Genomic DNA, 20,876 nt, shown 5'->3' on the forward strand with positions numbered 1-20,876 from the left:
TTCAACTCTATTATAGGAACAAGTTTACATTGAAAATAGGGCAGATCTGGCTGCACGGTTACACGATTCGGCTGACTTGTGAACGGTCAAGAGCCTAACGGAATGGGGACGAGCTTCCACTGAATATTCGTGTCGGTATCAGCGGTGCCTATCAATCTAACGAGCCATTCTTCATCCGATTGCGCGTGCAGCCGGCCCTGGACGGCTTTATTTTCGATAAACTTCCACGTCGTATCCTTATCGGCCAATTTCCATTTGACGTTGTCGCTCGTCTCGGTGCCTGGCGCTTGATAAACGTCGGACCCGTCCGCTGTTGCATACAATCTCGTCCCAAATTTCATGTTCTGGATGTAATAATACCCGTCGCCTGCATCGATCAGCTGCCACCGGATATGATAGCCGCCCCACTGCGAGTCGCTAAGTGCCACGTCTCTGCCGATCGGCGTGTCGTTGTACAACCGGCGCAGGCCGTTCGTATTCCTCTTATCTCCTTCGTGCTCGATAAAATAATAGGTCGTCCCCACATCTCCGGGCTTCCAATAAGGTTCCGATTCGGTCGTCCAGTCGTTCGTGCCATCGGTCGAAAGCTTCACATCGGGTCCCTTGACGCCGTAATGCCCCGTCGTCCAATAGGGAATCTTCCGCTCTTGCAACGTATTGACGATCGTGACGGCAATGTCATGCGTACCGTTAGCGATCAAAACCTTCGAAACGCCGAGCCGATCCAGGAACTTCCCGCTGGCGGCCCACTGGTCGACGTCCTTGATCCCGTGGTGGCCGATTTTCAGAACCTGAATCCCGTCCAAATCGTCGTTTCGATCCGCTATCAAATCGGATTCGGTCAACGATTTCCCGTCGCCCATCATCAGAATGGATTTCGTCCCGTACGTGATTTTGAGCACGAGCGAAGCGTCATTGACGTTCGTATAATCGTCTCTGCCCCCGTCGATTCTCTTGGTAAGGGGTCCGATCACCTTGACGATCAGGGGTTTATCATTGTAGTTCGTGTTCATGATATAATCGTCTTCCGCGAGGTACTCGATGGTCAAGCTGCGGTTCTTGCCGGCGTTCTCCAAATTGGCATATTCGGAGTTGGTTCGATTGATGGCCCCATGGGGATAATAAACTTTCGTGTTGTCGACCGGAAACCCGGTATAGAGGAAATCGAAGAAACCTCCTATATGATCGACATGCTGGTGGGACCCGACCAGATACTGGATCGAATCGATGCCCAGGTCGCCAAGTTTAGCCGCCAATGCTTCGCCATTCTGATTGTCTACGACCATGACTTCGCCGTTCGGGAGCTCGAAAATAAACGAATCATTTCGCCCGTCGTCATGCGACAGCATATGCACATTCAATATACCGTCTGTTTCCGATTCGGTCGAAGAAGATACGCATGCGGACTGCGCTAATAAGCCAAAGATCAGAAATAAACCAAGTATCATCCTTAACGAATGGAATTTCATAGGCTTCACCTCATCTCCCCAAAATGAAAGCCCCGAGAAAAACCCGGGGCTTTGTCCATATGTCGGCTATATTAGCCGTTCTGCAACACGAATTTTGCTGTCGTGTATGCGTATTGCAGCGCCGCGTCACGCATACCGTCCGGCAGTGTCCGCACCGAATTGTGCGCTTCATACGTGAAGTCGCCCGGGTAGCCGACTTCACGCAGCGTGGACACGACTTCCTTCCAATCGATCGTGCCCTGGTACGGCAGCAAATGCTGGTCGTAGATGCCGTTGTTGTCCTGGATGTGCAGCGTCTTCAGCCATTTGCCCAGCATGCGGATCGAAGGTGCCTGACGCAGACCCTGCCGGTGGCCGTGACCCGTATCCCAGCACGCGCCGAATAGCGGATGATCGAGCTTTGTTAGCAGCTCCGCCAGCTGTTCGGGGATCGCGCAATAGATTCTGCGGTAGAGCCCCGTTTCGCCGCCGGTCCGGTCGAAAATGTTCTCCAGCGCGATCCCGACGCTTGTCTCTTCCATAACGGGAAGCAGTTTGCGATAAAATTCGACGTTGTATTCGAGAACTTCCCGGTGCGATTCTTCCCCTCGGAGTGACAGTGGGCTCGGATGGAAGACGACCCACGGCACGTCCAGAATGCCCGCCATCCGCAGCGACCGCGACGCCATTTCGAGAAACGACTCGACATTCAGGCCCATGACCATTTCGGTAAAAGAGCCCCCATGGACAGGTCCGTGCATTTGCGTAAAGCGCACCCCGTGAGCATCGCCGGCTGCTCGGATGTTTCTCGCCCACGCCTCCTCCTCTTGCCAGGTCATTTTTGCGACAATCTCCTGATAATCCCAATAATTGAAATCCAGCGAGAGGAAGCCCGCTTCCTTGCATCTGCGAATTTGCTGCTCGATCGGATGATGGATTTCGAAAACGTTCAACGAGTTGGAAATATTCATACGTATATGCCTCCCAAATGATGTGAATGAATGTTACCGAATGTATTAAGCAAGCTGAAGGGACGTCACGAACAGGGTGCTGCCTTTTCCAAGCGAAATGGTTCTATTGCAACTCGCGTTCATCGTTTCCCCTCATGCTCAAGCTTTCTCTTCTAGCTTTTGACAGCTCCCGAAATCCCCTCGTAGAAATAACGCTGCATGAAAATGAACACAAGTATGACGGGAACGAGAGAGATCGTCGCCCCGGCGGCCATCCCGGTCCAGTCGGTGCCGTACAATTCTGTAAAGGACAGCATGCCGACCGCCAGCGTCTTCAGTCCAGGCTTCGTAATGGTCAGCACCAGCGGAGTCAGGAACGAGCTCCATGTCCAGATGAATTGCATGATCGCCGCAGTCGCGACAATCGGCATCGAGTTCGGCATCGCCACGCGCGCGAACGTCTTCACGAAACCTGCACCGTCAATGAGCGCTGACTCCTCGATTTCTTTCGGAAATCTGGAGAAAAAGGCGGCGAACAGCAGGATGAACAAGACATGCGCACCCGACGACTCCGCAAAAATCAGGCCAAGATACGAGTCCTTGATCCCCAAAAACTTGACGAGCTGGTACAGCGGAATGATCGTGTAGCCTTTCGGAATGAACTGCAGCGACACGATAAATCCGATCATCGCCGTCCGTCCCGGAAACGCCACCGTTCCGAGCGCATAGCCCGTCAGACAGCTTAATATCACCACGATCACGACGGTCGACAATGTAATGACGACAGAGTTCACGAAATACTGGGAGATGTTCGCCACATCCCATGCCCGAGAGTAGTTCTCCCACATGAACACCTCAGGGATTGGATTGATGGCAGCTTTATAAAATGTGACGTTGTCTTTCAGCGAGGACGACACCATCCACACGAACGGATAGATCCAGACAATACCGACGGCGATCAACAAGAAGTGAATGATCGCGCGTGCCGTTTTGGAGCTTGTCATGCTTCTCCTCCTCTTCCGGCGAGTTTGCTCTTCTTGCCGTCGCCTCCCGCTTTCATGCCCAGCCAACCGAAGAACAAGCTGATCAGCAACACGAACAATCCGAGATATACGCCGGCGGCCGAAGCGTAACCGACTCTAGCGCCTCCAAACTGGGTGGCAAACGCGTACTGGTAGATGAACAACTCGATTGTTTCCGTATGATGATAGGGGCCGCCGTCGGTTAACGTTTTGACCAGGTCGAAAACATGCAGGCTGCCTCCGAAGGTCAAGAGAAGAATGGTCGCCGATACCGGCTTCAGAAGCGGCAGTGTAATCTTCATCAGCATCTTCCAATAGCCCGCCCCGTCCATTTTTGCGGCTTCGTACAAATCAGCCGGAATCATTTGCAATCCCGCCAACCAGTAAATCATCACGACACCGATATGCTTCCACGAACCGACCAGAATGAGCATGATCATCGCCAGCACAGGGTCCAGCCAAAACCGGATCGGCTCGTCGATCCAGCCGAGACTTTGCAGAAACTGGTTTGCAAAGCCTTGAATCCCGAATATGTTGTTCATGATAATGCCGATGATCGACGAAACGGTCACGACCGGCAGGAAATAGAGCGTGCGGTAGATCGATCTCCCCTTCATGGAGGCGTCATTCAGCACGAGCGCCAGCAGGAACGAAACGACAATCGTCAGCGCCGTGGCAGAAACCCCGTAGATCAAGGCGTTGTAAAAGCTGTTCCAGAACATGTCGTCGCGAAGCAGCTCGGCGTAATTGGCGAAGCCCACGAAGTTGACGAGCGGCCCCAGACCGTCCCATTCGTAGAAGGAATAGACGTAGCTCATCACGATCGGATACATGGACGCAAGCAAAAAATAAAGTAACTGGGGCAATATAAAAATGTAGGCCCAAATATACTTACGGCGAAGCTGCGGATTGATTTTTGTTCGTGTATTCCCGGTCCGCATGCAATCCCTCCTGATTCTCCCGAAAAAAGAAAAACACGGCTACCCGCAGTATCCCGGGCAGCTTAAGGTTGCGAGAAGCCGTGGCTCTTTTTTGTCTTGTTAGTCGTTACTTCTTGTAGTTTTCCCCCGGCACCCAATCCGAGAAAATAAAGTCTTCCGACTTCACGGCACCGCCGGATCCGCCGATGGCGCGTTTCAGCGCGTTGTTGTTATCTTCGGTCAGCTTTTGGAGTGGTTTCTCTAAATCCTTGAGCTGGCCTTGGAGGTAACCGAGGAAGATCGTGCCGATGTTCTCTTTCGGCGCGTAGCCTCTGTATTGCGACATCACTTCAGTTGCGGCGGGATTCTTCTTGTAGACGGTCGGCGTCAGTCGCTTGAATTCCACCATCATTTGAGAGATTTTTTTATATTGCTCGAACCGCGGCTCTGCACCTTTAACCAGTTCGATTTTTTTGGAAGGCAGCGTCTGACCGGATTTGACCACTTCGGCATACATATTCTCGTTCAGATACTCAAGGAAGGTCTTCACTTCCGGCCAGTGCTTCGTTTCTTTCGAAACGTATAGGCTTTCACCGGAACCGCCTTCGAAATATTGAAACTGCGGACCGCCGTTTTTGGACGGGATAGGTACGACTCCCCAATCCTTGGCCGTGAAGGGTTCGGCGCCGCCTTTGTCATCCGAGCTCAGGTAATCGCCGCTCCAGTTGCCCCCGATCATGAAGGCGGCTTCGCCTGTTTTGATCAATGAGTATGCTTTACCTGTATCCGCATCGATCGTGGCGGGATGCAGCACTTTCTGGTCATAAGCCTTCTTTAAGTATTGCATCGTTTCGATATATCCCTGCGTGTTGTAGTTGTATTGACCCGTCTTGTAGTTAAATCCGGATTCCGGCGTAATCGGCGCCGAAAGCTGGTTCAGCAGGAACGTAGACAAATAATTTGTCGCTGCGCCGAAAGCCAGCGCGTACGTTTTGCCGCCGGATTTCTTGTTGAGCTCTTTGCCGAACGTAATGAACTCGTCCCATGATTTGGGAATGTCCGCTTCCGTGTAGCCTAGACCTCCCAGTACTTTTTTGTTGTAATACATCATCAGTGCACCGTGCAGGGAAGAATACAATGGGAACGTGTAGACGGTTCCTCCGATGCTGCCGTAGCCTTCCGCGAACGTGCCGTCCGTATAATTGCCGTGGGTGTTCGCAGGGAACACCTCATTGAGGCTGTGGACTTTGCCCAGCTTGACCAGCTGCGAGATCGTATACCCGGTCGGGCGGACGAAGACGTCGGGTAATTCGTTGCCGTTGATCGCCGCCTGGAATTGTGCAACATCGCCGCCTCCTTCTGGCATATTTTCCAGCTTCACCATAATATTCGGATACTTCTGCTGGAATCCGGCGATCACGCTGTCAAACGTGGTTTTCCCCAGGCGGTTCCACATCGTGATCGTCACTTGCTGCGGCGGCGCCGCTGACCCGTCCTTCTTCGGCTCCGAGGCAGCATTTCCGGAATTTTCTTCCTTCGTGCAACCTGACAGAATAACGCCGATAAGCATGATGACCGATAACATTAAATGACCGTATTTTTTCATGACTCATGTATTCCCCCTCGTAATTCGAAATGGTTCAACCGTTGTACATTTGCTTGCATTCCAATAAGGCGTTTACATGGTAAGGAACTTGTATAACCCTCCTCGCATGTTTCACTGGAAAATCAATCTGCATGCCTGATTGATATAGGTTCATTGTAACAACGAGATATGAGTCAAGTAAGTGACGAATCCGCTATTAACCTGTACGATTCTGCTGACTCTTACGGCTTTGTAAACGGATGGTAAAAAGCGTGTTAAATCGCTGTAAACATAGGAATATTGCGCACAAATAAAAAATCATTCAGGCTGAAGCCTGAATGATTTTTCTTGTTACACATCGATTCGGCTATGCTAACGAGCTCTCTTTCATCCCTTCCAACTTGTTCTGTTTCCGGTACATGCCGGGGCTTGTGCCATAGAATGACATGAACTTCCGGGTAAAGAATGCCGGCGAATTGAAGCCGACTTCCGTGCATATATCCAGAATCGATTTATTCGTGGATAGAAGGAGTCTAGCCGCCTGCTTCAGCCGATGCTTCTGGAGGATGTCCGTGATCGAGCGGCCGACCTGCTCCTTGAACAAATGCGTCAATCTCGACGGGGACAAGCATACCATTTGGGCAAGGTCGTTCAGCTGGATTTGCTGCGCGTAATTTTGCATCAGAAATTGAACGACTTCCTGAATCCGCGGATCCAGCACAGCTTGCTCTTTCTCCCTCTGATGCTTGGAGAGCAGCAATATGATTTCTTCTAGGGCATTCACGGCCAATTCTTCCGACATTGGTCCGCCAGACTGGTTGTGATGCAGCAATCGTTCGAAAGCTTTGTGCACATTGTCCCGGATAGAGGACTCGTCCAGCCGCAAATAGAGAACGCCACCCACATTCTCGGTGAAGGACAGCCAGCTGTAGAAGCTCGGCCGCGGCGTGAAATGACACCACATTTTCTCCCATATGCTGTTTTCAGCGGTGTAAAATTCCTGCGGCGTTCCGGGAGCGATCAGTACGACGTCGCCGTACTTGCATTCGTACGCATGGGAAGCGCTTTCGACAATACCAGTGCCGGAAACGGTGTACATGATCAGCCAGTCCCGCGTTCCTTTGGGACGATGACAGAAGTAACCGTGCTCCTTACGGTAGAATTCCGTCGCAAGAACGCCCGGAGGCCGGTTTTTGGGAGTTACGAAATTTGCGGGATAATAAGGTTTTCCGCTCAAAGTCCTCATCCTTTCCTTACCGTTATGAAAGAGTTATTATCAGCGGTTGTTTTTATTATAACGCAAGTTTCTTAAGTTTTGCTTTAAAGAATCAGTAAAAATTCGCAATGATGCCTTGCCTGCTGACCGGCAGTTTGGTGTCATAAAGGTGGGAAACGTCACCGATGCCCAGGCAGCGGGGTACCGCCCACTGCTCGGAACGGGTATCCATTAGAATCGTCGTCACCGAGCTAGGCGCCAGCCAAAATCCAGACCACAGCAGCGGAAGCGGCATTTCCAGCAGGTGTGCAAGCCATGCGAGGGCAAAACCCATATGGCAGAAAACAGCGATTTTGCGCTCGTTCGGCTTCAGAATACGGTACCGCCCTCCTTCCCTGCGGAAACCCATTTCCTCCATAAAGCGGTCCGAATGAGACCGGATTTCAGCGAAACCCTGGCGGATGGCCGGGTTAGAGAAAGGCTCAGCCTCATGAAAATTGTCGCTCGTCAACAGCGGCATCCGGCCGCGTATAATTTCTCCATCCACATTCCAGGCCGGGATAGGGCGGCCCTTCGTGTCGAACGTTTGCCAGTTCTGAATCTCGGCCAACCAGTCTTGCGTTTCGAACGGTAAGCCTATCAATTCTCGGGTATAGTTCATCGTGTGCTGAGCTCTCTGCAAGGGAGAGCAGTAGATGCTGTCGATGTTTTCCCGGAGCATCCGCTGTGCCAGCGCTTTTGCCTCCAGGTGCCCACGAGGAGTGATCGTGTCGTTCTCGTAGTCCGGATCGGCGTGCCTAATGATGTAAATGCGCATGAGTACAACTCCTTCAATGATAACGAAGTAAATCGTTTTGTTTGTTCGGATGGGACGGCATCGATGTATCAAATTCCCAACTGATGAGAGCTGCGGTAGCATCCATCTCTTCCATAGTCTGGACAAGCGACTGGTCGCGGACGTTTTTCAGGTGAAAGCGGAAAGTACTGACAGGCCGCTCAGTTCCTCCCGAGAAGTCCTCATGCTCATGATCGACTTGACTTTGTCGATTTGAATGTCATAGCCGACAGCCTGCCTGCTGATGATGGCGCCCAGATTGCCCGGACGGTACTCCACCTGTATCTTAACCTCGCGATAGCGGCGATTGTGCAGAGTCCGACCGCGCTACTACCCATATCGAAGCTGCGATCGTGAGGCTCGAGATGTTCGAGCCGTTCCTCAGAATGGCGCCCGCGTCCCAAAAGCCAATCAGATCAAACCGTCGAGTACTGCCGCAAGCTCAATACGGAGAGGAACTCCCATCGGTAATGAGCCATATATCGTTCATCGATGCAGTCCCCCTGCCTGAAATTATATAGGACCTGGTCGGGGCGATGTAACGTCGATGCGGCTGTGAGATCTTCACAATTCCGCTAATTTTTCTTCGCGGGGTTGCGCAGAGAAACTTCTCCTTCAGCGTTATGGTATATATATGCGAAATGTAAAGGGCGCCCTACTGGACGCCCTTTGTTTTCTGATTTAAAAACGCTATCACTGCTGATTTTCGAAATTTCGCTCTAAATATGATACGGTTCAGCGCGCTGTCTAGGGGTCTGGATTTAATCCGCAAACTCCCTTATTCTCCATTAATGAAATCACTGAGTATTCCATTTTGCTTTGCTTTAACCATTTCGATGATGAATTTGATGGCGATCACAAGAGGTTCCGTTGAACCTTTTGCGCGGCATAGAATAAGTGCCCCTTCGACTGCACTGAGCAAAAATACAGAAAGCTCGTAGGCAGTATCCTTTTCGAAATTAAATTGAACAAGGAAGCCAGTGATGTCCTCGAGCCAACTTTCATATGCTTGCCGACAAACCTTTTGTAAAGCCGGAGAATCCGGAACTGATTCCAATGTCACTGTTGTTATCGGACAGCCCCGTAAATAATCCGATTCTTCTAAATCTTGAATAAAATGAGATGCCAGACGACGGATCCATTCTTCAACCGTATGACAATTGCTAGCTGCTATTTCAATTTGTTTACGAACCAATGATGTGGATTGTTTTATGGCTTCGATGGCGAGTTCTTCTTTACCACCTGGAAACAAAAAATACACCGATCCGCGCGGAGCACCACTCTCCTCAACAATTTGCGATAAACCTGTCCCCTGATAGCCCTGTTGTTGAAATAATCGGGATGCTGTCTCGATTAACCGATCACGCGAATCCGTCTTTGGTTTAGGCATATTTGTTCCCCCCTTGACCAATAACTATACTAATTGTTATAGTTATACCGAATGGTATAGTTTCCTTTTAGAATTATTATAGCACTTATCTCAATAAAGGTTAAATATGATGAGCTATGAATAGAGGAGTGTTGGAATCGTGAACATATTTGTAACTGGAGGATCTGGATTTGTTGGCAAAAATCTGATACGCCGACTCGTTTCTGAGGGTCATAATGTATGGGGACTGGCCAGATCCAAAAAAAGTGTTCAGTTACTTGAAGAGCTGCAAGTCCAGGTTGTACATGGTTCTTTGGAAGATATACCAACATGGAGCCAAGCATTGCAAGGAATAGATGTCGTCGTACACTGCGCTTCCATTATTGAAGTATGGGGAGAGTGGAATACCTTTTATACCTTGGTGACAAAAGCTACAGAGAATCTCTTGCTGGCAGCTGACAAACAACATGTGGGACGCTTCATCTACATCAGCTCGGAATCTGTTATGCAAGATCGCAAGCCGCTGCTAGGTGTCGATGAGACCACTATTTGTCCCAAGAAACCAAATTCTTTTTATGGTCAATCCAAACTTCTGGCTGAAAAGACCATACTTGCCTATACAGGTAATATACATTGTGTCATTCTTCGCCCAACCTTTATCTATGGACCCGGCGATTCCTTCTCAGATATGCTTCAAAACATGGTTGCGAGCAACAAATTCACATGGGTTGATCACGGCAAAACCCTGATCGAACGTGTCCACGTTGATAATGTGGTGGAAGCTATTCACTTAGCTCTGCAAAATGGGAAAGATAAAGGCATCTATCTTATAACGGATGGTCACGCAATTACGGCTCGGCAATTATTTACGCAAAGAGCAGAAAAAATGGGGATAACTTTACCACAGAAAAATATTCCTGGAGCACTCGCCAGTGCTTTCGCTTACTTGACCGAATTTATTTGGCGACTTTTTCATATAAAAACAGCACCTCCTCTTACCCGCTTTGAAGTCGCGTTTGTATCGATGCCAAGGCAATATCGAATTAATAAAGCAATACAAGAATTGGAGTATCAGCCACTTAAAACTAGCGACCATTGTTGAAACATAACTCAACTTTTGCAGCTTTAATCTTTGATCAAACCCTTGATGTAGCTGGGCAAACCGATCCACTCGCGGAGATGACTAAATACAGGACTCTCCTGTTTTGTCTTGGCTTTGGCCACCTATAGGAAAATTTCATCATTTACTACAACGTAGTTTGGTAATCCAAGTCAGTTCAGAGCAAAGGATATTTGTTCTTATCTTGCGAAAAAGACAAGAACTTACATCCTTAAAATAAAAAAAACCGCCAATTTATTTGACGGCCACTCCATTTTTTTGGGTTCAGTGGTTCTTGTTGTAACTTTCTGCTTTAATAGTCGAATATGCATCCATATAGTTTGTTTTTAACCAGTCAGCAGCACTGAAATCAACTTTTTTTGATATCCCAGCGTATTTTACTACTGTTGGTACAACACTGTTTAGTGGAACGGTTTTATACGCATAAGGCAATTGCTCATTGTAATCATAGGTGAAAGTAAAAGGTGTGCTTGGCGGGTTCGTTTTACTCATATTTTCTACCCCGACGATATGTGAAGACCAAGCCCATTTCCCGATTGTTGATTTGTCATACCAAGTGATTCCCTTGGTAAACAAATTATCACCATTATTATCCCAGCTGCTTCCTATATAAGATCCGCTGCTATTTGTTACTTTTGAATTTACAATTAAACTATGGTTGATCGCATCTTTAAATAACTCATTAAAAGGTGCACTCATATTTCCAATATCGTCACCTTGACGCTCTGCACCTATCAGCGGTTCATTAAAAGCATTATAAACATTTGTATCTGCTGCAATCGAAGCACCATTTCTTGCATTCACTCCACGTGATAATGTATCTCCGCCATATTTTGAGATAGCATATACACTATCCATTACATTCTGATGCGTCGAATTATCAAAATAATTATTAAATACATGGCCAGCTCCTTGACGAATCATTGGCAAACGTTGTCCAACATTCGTATAACGATTGTACGCCATAGTCAATCTAACTCTTTGATTTCCATCTTTGACCTCGACTCCAGTAGGACTAATATAGTTCGTATAATCCTTATCGCCGGAGCCTACCAAATGAACTTTAGAGTGATAGGCTGCATAAGCCATAATCTGATTTTTGGTAGCGCCTTCGTTACGCATTTTATAGTAAACGCTGGTTGATGGGTCCAATGCACCTGCTGCATACTTTTGCTCCATATATTCGATTGACTGATAAATAGAACTGCTCTCATCTGGATCTTCAGTTGCTTCTAATCCGAATTCATTCCAAGTAAACGATACATTGGATGAACCGTTTTCCATGTCAATCATTCCATCTGCCGCTATAGAAAACTTACAGTGGTCTATCCATACATTGTTAGCGCCATTCACCTTGATAAATGACCAACCTACCTCTTTATGCTTCCCCGAGTCGTCCCATTGCCACATTTCATCAAAATTGAGATTTCTAATGACAATATCGTTAGATGAACCCTGCAGTTTTATTTCCGCATGCCTAATAGTCTTGCCTGATGTTGAGAAGATGGTTAACCCATCTACATTTGAAATGCTTAATTTAGATATTCCAGAAGCGATTAACAATGGATTCGTGAATCCATTCGATGGTTTCGAATAATTTGTAATGAAACTATACTTTGATTTTTCAGTTGAATCTAGAGCTAATTCAGTCCATCCTAAGTTAATATTATCCGTAACTTCAATTACTTTAACAGTACCTTTACTCGCATCCAGAATGGCCTGTAAAAACTCTCTTCCATTACTAACTGTACGATAATAAGATGTTCCCACATAACTACTTCTATCATTTACTCCTAAAGAAGCATAACCAGGTACGGATAAAAAGCTAGTATCATAGCTCCTTTCAACCTTAGTCGTATTAGGTATTGAAGTAATCACTGCTGCCTCTACTTTACTACCTGCAACAATATAAGATGAAGTCATCAATAGACTTCCCATCACCAAACTACTTAAGACTTTTTTCATCATAATAAAATCCCTCCTTCAATTAGTAACTACACCCCGCAATCCCATTATCTATCACCTATTTCATTGTCGATTCCCCCTCTTATAAAAGCGCTTCCAATCTTCCCAATAACGATTCCTGATAATACCCGAAAAGATAAATCGATTAAGCGGAGTTATGTGCATCGTTGGGAAAAAAGGTAATAATTACTCGGATTATAGCATGGCGCATAGTATGATTCTATGGGGGGAAGCGCTCATCCTGTACATCAATCAGGTCATGTTTTAGAGGTTCATCAAGGAAATGGTGTTTGCATGCAAATTCCCTCCTAGGTTCGATTCTTTGTCTTCTCCACTGAATTAAAAAACCGCCCCAATGGCGGATTCCGAACCCTTATGATGTTTTTGCCTTGTTGCTTTTGTGAGTTCCCTTTCTCTTGGAGCCCACTAATTATCTCAGCCGTCTCGGTATTGCTGTTGAAGTGGTTGTATGAGCTCCATTCGGAAGCATCGATGCTGTAGGAAAAACAACAGGAGGAGTATCAGGAACCATCACAGCTGGTTGGCGGTGAGCCGCTAAGCTTTGTTGAAGTGCTTCCATCAGGTCAATGACTGGGGAAATTCGAGGCTGCTCAATCGCCCTGTTTTGAATCTTGGCTTGAATGAGCTGTTGGAGTGCAGCTTCATAGTTGCTTCGATAATCGTTTCGGAAAACCCCGCTGATTTGGTTGATTAATTGCACGGCCATTTGAAGCTCGGACTCGGTAAACTGCCCATCCCCTTCGAGTCCAGGCACTTCTCTCACTGCTCGTATTTCCGTTGGATAATAAATGAGATTCAGCACAAGACAATTGCGATACAATCTTAGGACGGCCAAATGCTCACTTGTTCGAAAGGAGATCTTAGCTACTGCGACCATTCCCGTTTGCCTCAAAGCAGCATGAAGAAGTTTATACGATCTGCCACCGAATTCAGCCGGTCCCAAGTAATATGCATTTTCGTAATAAATCGGATCTATGCTATCCTGGTCCGTAAAGTGAAGAATTTCAATCGTCCTTAACGAAGGAAGTGGTAACTTGTCCATGTCTTCGTCCGTCATCGTAATGTAATTCCCTGGAGTATACTCGTAGCCTCGTATGATCTCTTGCTGCTGAACCTCGCGGTGACATGAGGGACACCATTTTTTGTACTGTACGGGCTGCTGACAAGATGCATGCAAGCTACGAAAACTTGTCTTTTGTTCTTCCGTCGCTTTATACATGCTAACCGGAATATTCACCAACCCAAAGCTGATTGTGCCTCGCCACATTGCCCGCATATTCAGTCTCCATTTCCATTTTTCCTTACATTTCCCTTAAGTAAGCAATATTAACCAAAGCTCGCGACAGCAGCCAGCTGGAGCAAATACTGATCGCGCTTTTTCGGATACGATATGCAAGTGAAATTCATGGGAAAACAAAAAAAGCCCCCACCAGGCAAACGCTTGACTTTATCAGGGTCATGCCCTTTAACTAAATATGCTCGAACTTCTTCACTCACCCTTACCATAGGGTGAAATCCTGCGAATTCACTTAACGATAAAAAGCCATTATCTCCATTGTCAATCTTTTCGACGGGCGACATGGAGAACAGCGCCCCAGTGGCGGCGAACCGACTTTTCTTGGCGACTATTAAGGCGAACTCGGATTTCGTTGAAGAGTTTTTCACGTTTCCATTCTTTCATAAGTATGTGTCCGGAGAAGGTTTCGAAGAGTTTAATGTACTCGTCAACATGATAAATGCGCTCCCAATCAAAATGTCGTATGTGAACAACCTCAAAAAGGCCGCTTTTCTCAATCTCATCTCTTTGCACGTGAAGTTCCCCTGGTCGCGGCCAATCGTTATTGTCTACCGATTTAACTTCGCCGATCTCATAGTAAACGGTTTGAATTTCACGGAAGAATGGGTCTCCACCGTCTGGAAAAACGTGATCTGCGTTCCAAAATGCCAGGTGTCCGCCGGGACGAAGGATCTCCCATGCCTTCATGTACCGAACTTCGGGATCAACCCAATTCCAAGCGGTTGCAGCGAATACCAGATCAAACCCATTCTCCACTTCCGGTTGCCAGTCTTCGAAGATCCCGTTGATTATGTCAATATCCATTCCGACAAGGTTTTGACGGGCAACTGCAGCGAGTTCAGCGCCAAGTTCAATGCACGTGATATTAAATCCACGCTTGGCTAACGGAAGAGTAGCCTTTCCTGTAGCACAACCCACTTCCAACAAACGATCACCAGGATTCAAATTTGTCGCATAGATTAAATCATCGAACAATTCTTCCGGGTAATCCGGACGTGCCTGCTGATAAATATTCGCGGCTTGTTCAAATGACTCGCGTAATTTTTTATTTTCATTCTTCGAGTTCATAATACCTCCTTATACTCAAGCTCATTTTAGATAACTTTGGGTTTCCAGATATAAAGTGATTCTGCGTTGTGTTGTATCCTGCACGTTAGCTGAGAAAGCTGCCGTTCTATTCTGTCGGAATCCTTCTCCTGATGTCTATTGAGCTATAGTTCCTCGGTAGTTTAATGAACAGTTCCTAAAAATGATACAAACATTTCTTTCTTCTGATGAAATTCAGGGGAATCAGAAGGTAACAAACCACATGCATACTCTATAACCACTTTCCGACCGAACAGAACTTTTTCTGAGGTTTTAACACCACAATCTTTGCAGTTGAAACCACATCCATCCGATACGTTTTTCCATTGTCCCTTAAACGTGTTTATAGCTCTGTGTTCCGCAAAGTTTACAGTTACCCATGGTGCTAATATAATTCCTGAAACGATAAAAATAAGGACTACACTAAAAACTATTTTTTTCATGTTTCCCCCTACATTGTCTTACCGTGCTTTTCATTTATTTGTTTCTTCAATATATTCAAGATTCCTGCCAGTTAACGTAATGAAGCTGCCGATAGTGCCGGCTGCTTCATCCATTGATGTTCCGTTAGCGTATTTGCTAATGAAATAAATTGGATTCCATCAATTATTTATCGACCAGGGAATGGGTGAAACCTAATTATATTTAGCAAACAGTGCCTGCATAGCCGTGTTATCCACTCTGGTATATCCTTCAATGCGAATCACTTCCGGAAATTCAGAGAACACGTGCGAGATTATCCACCTCAAAGCTGACTTTCCGATACCCTTGCCCCGATACTCGCCTCGGAGCTAGTTCTTTCACTTCTTCAAAAAGTGATACCCATCTAAATATAACCCCTATAAGTAATCCAAAGTTCTTTTAGAGCAGAGTATCCGTATTCAATCTGGTTCATTTATTTTTTAAATTTGCTTTTTACATACATATAGAAATTTTTCATCAACGCAACAAAGCCGTCCTCTCGGACGGCTTTGTTTGTTTTCACTTCTTACAGCATGCTCGCGAAGTCGATCAGTACTTGCGCTTCCTTGATCTTTCCTTCTCTTCCGAGTGCTTCGACCTGGTTGATATAAGCGTTAATATTTCCTTTACTCAGCTTCTCTTGAAGAGCGTTCACGATACCGTGAGCTCCAGGCTCTTCCACTAGCTGCTTGGTCAGGCGGCTGAGTCCGTCCAAGGTGACAATCACCTCGTAGGAAACTTGTACGTATGCCATGTTGCCCGCCGCATCCTGCGCATGCACAGTCAGCGTATGGACGCCCGCCCCGAGCTTGTAAGCTTCCATGGAGACAAGCGGTTCGGTGCACGGATTATAGACGACTCCGGAAACCGAATCGGAGGCGGTGCATGCCACCGTAACCGTCTGGTCAACGCTGTAAGTGCCCGCTCCTGTCACTTCCACGATCGGAGCCATTTTATCCAGCCGGATGATAAGCTCCTGCTCCTGCTCCTTGTTGCCGCTGTGATCAACAGCAGCGTACCGAATCGTTGTAACGCCTTCCTGGTTGATCGGAATCGCAGCAGCAGAGCCGCTTACGACCGTTCCCTCCTGTGTCATAGCGCCCTCGAGATGGTAGACGATTTCCTTGACACCCCGGTTGTCCGTCGACACCAGTTGAACCGTCACGTCCTCCTTGAACCATCCGGACGCATTCGTGGTGCCGTAAACCGCCGTCGTTACCGGGGGCACGCTGTCTTTCACCAGTAGGAACCGGTCGACTTCGCGCCCGCCGACGGTTCTCGTAACGAAAGTCAGCTGATCTCCAACGATTTCAATCGCGGCGTACATTTGCGTCATTTCCTCGTCGATAACTTGCGTCCAATCTCTGCGTGTTAAGCCGTAGAACTTAGGACCGGTCGAGCCGGGGGTGACATAAGCGGTACCTTCGCCCAAAGCAGCAGACGCGTCATTCTTCATCGACGTTCTCAAATAAATATGATCGTGGCCGTTCAAGACGAGGTCGACGCCGAACTCGTCGAACACCGGCGTCCATTCCCTGCGGACGATTTCCGTATCGTAAATGCTGCCGTACGGGCCGCGGTGGAACATAACCACTTTCCATTTCTTGTCGGTCGCAGCGAGATCCCCTCTCAGCCATTCCTTCTGCTCCGCGTATTGTTCTTCGCTGTTCAGCATGACGAAATGGACGTCGCCGTAATCGAACGAGAAATTAGTTCCTTTGAGCGACTCAAGTCCGTTGCCCGGCTGGTTGAAATGGTTCGTAAAGTCGCTCTTTCCGTTTATTCCCGTCACTTCGTGGTTCCCGAGTGTCGCAACGAGCGTCGTATTCATCAGCTCGCGCTGCGCCGCCTCGAACCACATGTTCCATTCGTTCTCCTTGTAACCGTTGTCGACTAGGTCGCCCGCATGCACGATGAAATCGGGATCGGACATGAACTCGAACGCCTTATCCACCGTCGCGCCCCACAAGGCGTACCCGGCTTTATCCGAAGCTTGAGAGTCGCCGAAGAACAGGAACTTCACCGTATCTTCCAGCGTGGAAGCGGTCTTGAACGAACCTTGTGAACTGTAATTTCCAGCTCCGTCGCCAAGCCGGTACACATACTCCGTCCCGGGATTCAGATTTTCCACGAGCGCCTTATGCACTCGGACGGTGCCGATATCGTACGTAACGAACAGTTCGGACGTTCCCGTAAGCTTCCGTACATTAGTGCCGCTCCAGTCCGTAAATCCGACCAGCTCCGAGACTTCCACTTCGGTTCCCTGGGCATCCGGATGCGTGTGCCACGTAAAGCCGTGTGACGTTGTAGGATTTGCTCCTATCGTCGCACTGACGTTGTACGGCGTCAGCGAACCGGTCCGCTTCGAAACGGCGAACGTCATGACCGAGCTGTAGAACGGTTCTTTAAAAGCTTGCAGCTTGTACATCTTGACGGATTGGGTAAGCGTGCTCGTCACAAGCTTCCCTGCCTCGTCCGTGATGCCGACAACCACACCGTCCGCCATGACGGTTGCGCCGGCGACAGGCTCGCCGCTTTCATTCGTTACCGAGAACTCGGTCGGATACCCCTCCACAACACCGGTTGTGTTCCATCCAAGCGTCAGAGGATATTTGATCAAGGACTGGATCGGCAAGCCAAAAAATACAGCGCTCGCTCCCGGCGCGGACGCCAATGAAATTTTACCCGAACGGAACGCAATGACATTGCTGCCCTCGGCCGTTGGCTTCACACGGTATCGGATGTGCGCGAGCACGTCGCTGTCTTTGAACGAAACGCCTTGCAGGCCCGCCAGCTTCACGAGCACTGTTCCTGCCGCAGCGTCAATATTCGACTGTACCTGACTTGCCGACAGCTTGTCGCCCGGTACGACCTGCAGGCTGTCAACCTTGGCCAGATCGAAGGCGTAACTTATCTCACCGCCGCTAATGCCTTCCAATCTAAAGCCTTTAATATCCAGGCTGTGCGTATTGCCCGCATACACTTCAGCCGGGGTGTCGAACACGAACTTGGAAGACCCCGTATCCACATTGAACGTCCATTCCTTCTCCGCCCGGTTTCCTGATAGGTCGCGAATCTTAACCATGGCCTTGTGGATACCGTCAGCAAGCGGAATTTCCGGCGTGTAGCTGATTTTTCCTTCCGGCGGATACAGCGTATGCGGAACGAGGACGTCATCGACGTAGAACGAAATTTTGTTAGGGTCGATAAGCGTCGTTCCCGGATGCTGCTGCGGATCGTAGCCGGCGTCTTCGCCGATCGCCCGGATGACCGGTTTATTCGTATTGACCGTTCTGCCTTCAGCCGGCGTCATGTTCCTAATGATCGGTGGCTCGAAGTCGTCGTTCACCGGCCCGTAAACCGCCCGGATATCGTCGACGTAGATGGCGCCCGCGCCCTTGACCGGCGGATTTTTGGATGTCGTCATCAGGCGAACGGGAAGATCCAGCGTCAGTGGAGGCGTAAGACCTGTCGGCACGTCCGCTTCAACATACTTCCAGCCTTTCCAATTGACACCCACCGTTTCCGATGTAAAGTTGATCGGCGTCGCGCCTCCAGCACCGTCCTTATCCCGCATTTGCGCACGAAGCCAGTTTCCGCTGTTGTCTCCGTACACCCACAAGCTGATCTTGGTCGGATAGCCGGGAATCCTCAAGTAGTTCGTCCGATTGATCGTTTGCAAGTAAGCTCCAGTCGTCCCGATTTTCCCGATAAAATCGTATTCCAGCTTCAGCGCCGCGCTGCCGAATCGTACGTACTCGTCTTCCGTCGTGACACTGGCGATCGCTTTGTTGTAATTAGCGCCAGCCGTACGCAAATACCGGGAAATCCCGTTCTCGAAGTTTTCCAGCATATAAGGCGGCGTTCCTACGTTCACAGTCATCGACGTCTCGACTGCGCCGTACTTCGCGTAAATTTTGCCGCTTTTGCCGCTGGCGGTCGTCGCGCTGAAGACGCCGGCCGCGCTGAGCGTTCCGATGTCCCCTTCGACGCGCCACTCGAAGCTGCCATTGTCGGCCTTGATTTCCTGTCCGTTGCGCAGCGCCTTAACAGACACCGTAACCGTGGATCCGGATTCAACCGCATTCTCCGTATCCGGGAATTTCAGCTCTGTCAGCTCCGCGACCACTTCGACTTCGCCCGTTCCCGCAAGACCGCCGGCATTTACTTGAATCTCCGCCGAGCCTGCTGTCGAACCTGCCGTAAACACGCCGTTCGTATCGATCGAGCCGATCGCCGGATTAACCTGCCAAGCCGGCGTTCCTTCGAACGCAGCCGGATGTCCGGCTGCGTCGACCGCGGCGACGCTAAGCTGAATCTTAGAGCCGGCCAGTACCCGCTCCAGATTCGGCTTCACGACGAGCTTCGCTGCCGAACCTTCCGGCGCCTTGTTGACGAGCAGCAACGAGTTACCGGTCGCCCGTTCTCCGCCATCGGAGCCGCGGTTTAGCATTTTGAACGTCGATTCGCCTGGAAGCCGCGCAACAAAGGTAGAGGAGCCGCCGCCGTCCAGATTGATCGCATTCGTGACGCCCAAGTTTTGCATCATTTGGCCGAGCTCGCTTGTTTCCACGCCTTCGCTGAAGCTCGGCGCTCTTCCATCAACTTCCATCATGACGATCTTACCGTCTGCCTTCGTGCCTATGGCCGTGCGAGGATGAACGCCGGATGGCTGAACGTTATCTAGCAGAACGCCGTCTCTAATCATCATTATTCCGCTCATCGCCACTTTGGCGCCGCCCCAGCCGCTAGCCAGCTCGAACGCCGCGGTCACTTCGTCTCCAGCTTGCAGCCCCTCGATGATCGACCGTGCCGCGCCATGCGCCGAGAGAACGATTTTGCCTGGCGACAGCGGAGAATTCCCCTGATCCTTGCGGAATTCCGCCACCTTGAGCCGCATCGTCTGACCGCTTCGGACGTCCCCTTCCACAATGTCCAGAATGACTTCGTCACCCAGCGACGTAGTCTTGGTCGAATCGGCGTAGTCATTCGTATAGAGGACAAGCTGATTATCCGCGCGGTAACGGTTAATATGCGTAATCGTACTCGTCACGCCGCCGATCGTTACCGTCCGCGTCAGCTTGGGGGTAGGACCGATTTTTGTCGTGCCGTCTTCATTCATGACGAACACGGCATTGTTGATGTCAGGCGTGTTCAGAATTTTGCCTTCGCCCATGAACAAGCCATTCGGAACACCCGTTCCATGATTGCTCAAATCGTAGAAATCTCCGTTAATGCCGGCAATTACCCTGTTGCCGGGTTGATCCGCATAGGCTGCCATTTGCGTAACGCCTTGCATCCCGTACACTTTGCCGGATTTCGTGCCCGCTTGAAGCTCTAACATCGGATTCGACGGATCGAACTCGACGGTATGTACTTTCTCAAGCCCTCTGACCAGCTTCATGTCATACCAGTTGTAAACCGCGCCAGGCGCGAGCTCCATTTGACGGTGGTCCAACACTTGCCCATAAGGATAGGAGGGCAGATCCGCCGCGCGCGTCGATCCGTAGGGCAATAATAAGGAAACAACCATGAGAAGACCCAAGAAACCCGCGATTGTTCGTGTCCATTGTTTCATTT

14 protein-coding genes and 1 pseudogene are annotated in these 20,876 nt (G+C 49.1%); 1 reads left to right on the forward strand and 14 read right to left on the reverse strand.

Annotated features, from left to right (window positions below; genetic code table 11):
- Nucleotides 1-86: 86 nt before the first annotated feature.
- The 8 genes from QFZ78_RS05495 to QFZ78_RS05530 form a co-directional block, all read right to left on the reverse strand.
- Complete coding sequence (locus tag QFZ78_RS05495; protein ID WP_307546023.1) at nucleotides 87-1,469, reverse strand: hypothetical protein; 1,383 nt, start codon at nucleotides 1,467-1,469, stop codon at nucleotides 87-89.
- A gap of 71 nt (nucleotides 1,470-1,540) precedes the next feature.
- A complete protein-coding gene (locus QFZ78_RS05500; protein ID WP_307546024.1) occupies nucleotides 1,541-2,419 on the reverse strand; it encodes a sugar phosphate isomerase/epimerase family protein in 879 nt (292 codons plus the stop codon).
- A gap of 152 nt (nucleotides 2,420-2,571) precedes the next feature.
- The gene (locus tag QFZ78_RS05505) at nucleotides 2,572-3,402 is read right to left on the reverse strand and encodes a carbohydrate ABC transporter permease (RefSeq protein WP_307546025.1); all 831 of its coding nucleotides are present in this window, start codon (nucleotides 3,400-3,402) and stop codon (nucleotides 2,572-2,574) included.
- Nucleotides 3,399-4,361, reverse strand: coding sequence for a carbohydrate ABC transporter permease (locus QFZ78_RS05510; protein ID WP_307546026.1), 963 nt, complete (start codon nucleotides 4,359-4,361; stop codon nucleotides 3,399-3,401). Before QFZ78_RS05510 ends, QFZ78_RS05505 begins: the two co-directional genes overlap by 4 nt.
- A gap of 106 nt (nucleotides 4,362-4,467) precedes the next feature.
- Nucleotides 4,468-5,946, reverse strand: coding sequence for an ABC transporter substrate-binding protein (locus QFZ78_RS05515; protein WP_307546027.1), 1,479 nt, complete (start codon nucleotides 5,944-5,946; stop codon nucleotides 4,468-4,470).
- Between the two features lie 346 nt (nucleotides 5,947-6,292).
- A complete protein-coding gene (gene araC, locus QFZ78_RS05520) occupies nucleotides 6,293-7,162 on the reverse strand; it encodes an arabinose operon transcriptional regulator AraC (RefSeq protein WP_307546028.1) in 870 nt (289 codons plus the stop codon).
- A 91-nt stretch (nucleotides 7,163-7,253) separates the two neighbouring features.
- On the reverse strand, nucleotides 7,254-7,958 hold the full coding sequence (locus QFZ78_RS05525; protein WP_307546029.1) for a histidine phosphatase family protein: 705 nt from the start codon (nucleotides 7,956-7,958) through the stop codon (nucleotides 7,254-7,256).
- A gap of 796 nt (nucleotides 7,959-8,754) precedes the next feature.
- Nucleotides 8,755-9,366, reverse strand: coding sequence for a TetR/AcrR family transcriptional regulator (locus tag QFZ78_RS05530; RefSeq protein ID WP_307546030.1), 612 nt, complete (start codon nucleotides 9,364-9,366; stop codon nucleotides 8,755-8,757).
- A gap of 139 nt (nucleotides 9,367-9,505) precedes the next feature.
- Here QFZ78_RS05530 and QFZ78_RS05535 point away from each other — a divergent pair, with 139 nt between their 5' ends.
- A complete protein-coding gene (locus QFZ78_RS05535) occupies nucleotides 9,506-10,447 on the forward strand; it encodes an NAD-dependent epimerase/dehydratase family protein (RefSeq protein ID WP_307546031.1) in 942 nt (313 codons plus the stop codon).
- 282 nt (nucleotides 10,448-10,729) lie between these two features.
- Here the strand turns inward: QFZ78_RS05535 and QFZ78_RS05540 are convergent, their stop codons facing one another.
- The 6 genes and pseudogenes from QFZ78_RS05540 to QFZ78_RS05560 all read right to left on the reverse strand — a co-directional run bounded on the left by QFZ78_RS05540 (nucleotide 10,730) and on the right by QFZ78_RS05560 (nucleotide 20,874).
- Nucleotides 10,730-12,433 (reverse strand): pectate lyase family protein, encoded by a 1,704-nt coding sequence (locus tag QFZ78_RS05540; RefSeq protein ID WP_307546032.1) that lies wholly within the window; start codon nucleotides 12,431-12,433, stop codon nucleotides 10,730-10,732.
- A gap of 427 nt (nucleotides 12,434-12,860) precedes the next feature.
- Nucleotides 12,861-13,727, reverse strand: coding sequence for a non-homologous end joining protein Ku (gene ku, locus QFZ78_RS05545; protein ID WP_307546033.1), 867 nt, complete (start codon nucleotides 13,725-13,727; stop codon nucleotides 12,861-12,863).
- Nucleotides 13,728-14,009: 282 nt separating this feature from the next.
- The gene (locus QFZ78_RS05550; protein ID WP_307546034.1) at nucleotides 14,010-14,816 is read right to left on the reverse strand and encodes a class I SAM-dependent methyltransferase; all 807 of its coding nucleotides are present in this window, start codon (nucleotides 14,814-14,816) and stop codon (nucleotides 14,010-14,012) included.
- Between the two features lie 161 nt (nucleotides 14,817-14,977).
- On the reverse strand, nucleotides 14,978-15,277 hold the full coding sequence (locus tag QFZ78_RS05555) for a hypothetical protein (RefSeq protein ID WP_307546035.1): 300 nt from the start codon (nucleotides 15,275-15,277) through the stop codon (nucleotides 14,978-14,980).
- A gap of 192 nt (nucleotides 15,278-15,469) precedes the next feature.
- A pseudogene (locus tag QFZ78_RS38435) lies at nucleotides 15,470-15,604 on the reverse strand (GNAT family N-acetyltransferase); the annotation flags it as partial.
- A 218-nt stretch (nucleotides 15,605-15,822) separates the two neighbouring features.
- Nucleotides 15,823-20,874: a phosphodiester glycosidase family protein gene (locus tag QFZ78_RS05560; RefSeq protein ID WP_307546036.1), complete on the reverse strand. Its 5,052-nt coding sequence runs from the start codon at nucleotides 20,872-20,874 to the stop codon at nucleotides 15,823-15,825.
- Nucleotides 20,875-20,876: the final 2 nt, after the last annotated feature.

It is taken from the genome of Paenibacillus sp. V4I5 (genome assembly GCF_030817255.1).
Classification (GTDB): Bacteria; Bacillota; Bacilli; order Paenibacillales; family NBRC-103111; genus Paenibacillus_E.

Bases quoted from the DNA above. Each gene is read 5' to 3' on its own strand.
- QFZ78_RS05510 (WP_307546026.1), bottom strand. From the start codon at position 4,361: ATGCGGACCGGGAATACACGAACAAAAATCAATCCGCAGCTTCGCCGT.
- ku (WP_307546033.1), bottom strand. From the start codon at position 13,727: ATGCGGGCAATGTGGCGAGGCACAATCAGCTTTGGGTTGGTGAATATT.
- QFZ78_RS05505 (WP_307546025.1), bottom strand. From the start codon at position 3,402: ATGACAAGCTCCAAAACGGCACGCGCGATCATTCACTTCTTGTTGATC.
- QFZ78_RS05555 (WP_307546035.1), bottom strand. From the start codon at position 15,277: ATGAAAAAAATAGTTTTTAGTGTAGTCCTTATTTTTATCGTTTCAGGA.
- QFZ78_RS05525 (WP_307546029.1), bottom strand. From the start codon at position 7,958: ATGCGCATTTACATCATTAGGCACGCCGATCCGGACTACGAGAACGAC.
- QFZ78_RS05540 (WP_307546032.1), bottom strand. From the start codon at position 12,433: ATGATGAAAAAAGTCTTAAGTAGTTTGGTGATGGGAAGTCTATTGATG.
- QFZ78_RS05560 (WP_307546036.1), bottom strand. From the start codon at position 20,874: ATGAAACAATGGACACGAACAATCGCGGGTTTCTTGGGTCTTCTCATG.
- QFZ78_RS05550 (WP_307546034.1), bottom strand. From the start codon at position 14,816: ATGAACTCGAAGAATGAAAATAAAAAATTACGCGAGTCATTTGAACAA.
- QFZ78_RS05500 (WP_307546024.1), bottom strand. From the start codon at position 2,419: ATGAATATTTCCAACTCGTTGAACGTTTTCGAAATCCATCATCCGATC.
- QFZ78_RS05530 (WP_307546030.1), bottom strand. From the start codon at position 9,366: ATGCCTAAACCAAAGACGGATTCGCGTGATCGGTTAATCGAGACAGCA.
- QFZ78_RS05495 (WP_307546023.1), bottom strand. From the start codon at position 1,469: ATGAAATTCCATTCGTTAAGGATGATACTTGGTTTATTTCTGATCTTT.
- QFZ78_RS05515 (WP_307546027.1), bottom strand. From the start codon at position 5,946: ATGAAAAAATACGGTCATTTAATGTTATCGGTCATCATGCTTATCGGC.